1 protein-coding gene is annotated in these 2,045 nt (G+C 61.9%); it reads left to right on the plus strand.

Annotation, left to right across the window (positions count from 1 at the left end; translation table 11 throughout):
• Window positions 1-193: 193 nt before the first annotated feature.
• Entirely contained in the window at window positions 194-1,696 is a 1,503-nt protein-coding gene (locus tag ACFMO7_RS15440; protein WP_376796386.1) for a helix-turn-helix transcriptional regulator, read from the plus strand.
• Window positions 1,697-2,045 lie beyond the last annotated feature (349 nt).

Below are 2,045 nucleotides of genomic sequence, written 5' to 3' on the forward strand. Positions count from 1 at the left end.
TACTGGTTGTGTGTGCTGGTGCCTTCTATACTCTGTGATAGAAGCAGTTGCTCTTGCAGGATCAGTGAGCCGGAGAGAGTGCGTAGTGCCAGACGAGGGAACTCCGCTCTGCGCTGGGGCGGCGGGCCCCTCTGGTGAGCACGTCTGTCGGGAGAAAGCGAGGCATGTTCAGCAGGAGGAAGGACGGAAGGACATGGAACGGGTACAGGGGCCCCCGAGTGGGGGCCAGGAGCAGATACAGATCCGGTCGAAGGAGCGGGTGGCCTTGATTGCGGCCCGCCGGGCCCAGATGCTGACCCTGGAGGAGGTGGCGGAGCGGGTGGGGGTGAGCAAGGCGACGGTGTATCGATGGGAGAAGGAGGGGGATGTGCCGCAGCCGCTGCACCTGCGGAAGCTGTGTGAGCTGTTTGGCAAGTCGGCGGTTGAGCTGGGCTTTCAGGAGCTGGAGGTGAGGGTCGAGAGGGAGCCGGTGGACGGGACGGATTGCGAGCCGAGCGGACAGGGAAGCGAGGTGTTGGAGGGAGTGCGGCGGGAGTGTCTGCCGCTGCGGGTATTGGGGCTGGTCTGGCGCTGGCCGGCGGGGGAGGCCTGCTATGAGCAGCTGCAAGAACGGCTGAGAGCCGAGCTGGAGAGAGAAGCGATGAATCATCAAGACGAGGTGAGTCGGCGGGAGGCGCTGCGGATGCTGGCGCTGGCACCGATCGAGCTGTTGGGGCTGTCGCAGCTGGGGCCGGTGCTGAAGGGGCCGGCGCTGACCGAGGATATTTTGAAGCAGTGTGCGGCGGGGTTGACCGCCTGCTGGCAGTTGCGTTGGCAGGGGGAGCTGACGCTGGCGGACCAGACGGTGGCGGCTTACCTGCCGACGCTGGTAGCTCTGACGAAGACGGGAGCACCCAGGCAGCGCAAGGAGGCAGCAGCCCTGGCGGCACAGGGCTGGCTGCTACGTTCGTGGAACGCTGTGCATCTGAGCACGCCGGCGCAGGGGGTGATCTATGCCCAGCAGGCAGAGGTCTTCAGCGTGCTGGCCAATCATCTTCCCCTGAGGATAGTAGCCTTGGGAAACCAGGCCGTAGAATCCTTCTATCACCACCGCTACAGCCAGGCGTTGCAAATAATGCAAAAAGCACGGCATCTGCTGAAAGAGCGAGACCGGCAAAAGGATGCGTCGGTAGCCCAACCAGCCAGCGAGCCCGTTCCTTCTCTCATCGTGAGCAGTTGCTTAGGACGACTGGCCATGAATCTGGCGGCAGCTTCCGGCCAGAAGGAAGAGGTTCAGCAATCCCTCAAGCGGGCCCAAGAGGCCTTCTTCTCCCAGAGTGAGCCTGCTCCTCCATGGGTAACCTTTCGTTTGGGTGATCTCTTGCTTGATGAAGCGTATGCCTTTAGAGATCTAGGGTTGTCAAAGGACGCCCTGAAGGCTTGTGACCAGATCGAGGAGCATTATCAGCGTGGGGCAGTGACCCTATTGGACCGCACCGAGGCCCAACTTTTGGCGGTGCTGATTGAAGCGAGCCGCGATGACCAGCCGCGGCGGCTGGAGTGGTGCCTGGAGAAGTGGCAGGCGGGAGTGGCCGGAGCCTATCAGCTCCAGAGCCAGCAGTGGCTGGCCATTGCGCAGCAGGCCTACATCGCTCTCTGCGCGGCCTTCCCCGGGGAGAAGCGTCTGCGCGAGCTGCGCGAGCTCCTCATCCGCTGAGCGCCTTGGCCGTCGTCTTCCAGGCCTGACCCTGCTTCTGGCAGCACCCCGGACCTTCCGGGTGCTGCTTCTTCGTTTTCCGCCCAGATCTTCCCCAGGAGAGCAACCTTCCCTCATGCAAGAGGCATCTGTCCTGACGACTTATTCCTTCCCTGCAAGCAACGACGATCTATCCTGTATACCTTTTCTACTCGTCAGGTAACCAGGATACAGCAGCAGATTGCTCCTCCAGCGGCGGCCCTCCAGCAGTCAGAGAGATGATTTTCCCGTTTCCTCTCATAAACCCGCGCTTGCGGGTCAGCAGTCGCAAGCGGGAAGGAACCATGTGATCACTCAATACTCATCTACT

The sequence above is a fragment of the Thermogemmatispora sp. genome, assembly GCF_042408735.1.
In the GTDB taxonomy this organism is placed as follows: domain Bacteria; phylum Chloroflexota; class Ktedonobacteria; order Ktedonobacterales; family Ktedonobacteraceae; genus Thermogemmatispora.

Excerpts from the sequence above, each read along its gene's own strand:
- ACFMO7_RS15440 (WP_376796386.1), top strand. The coding sequence starts at position 194 with ATGGAACGGGTACAGGGGCCCCCGAGTGGGGGCCAGGAGCAGATACAG.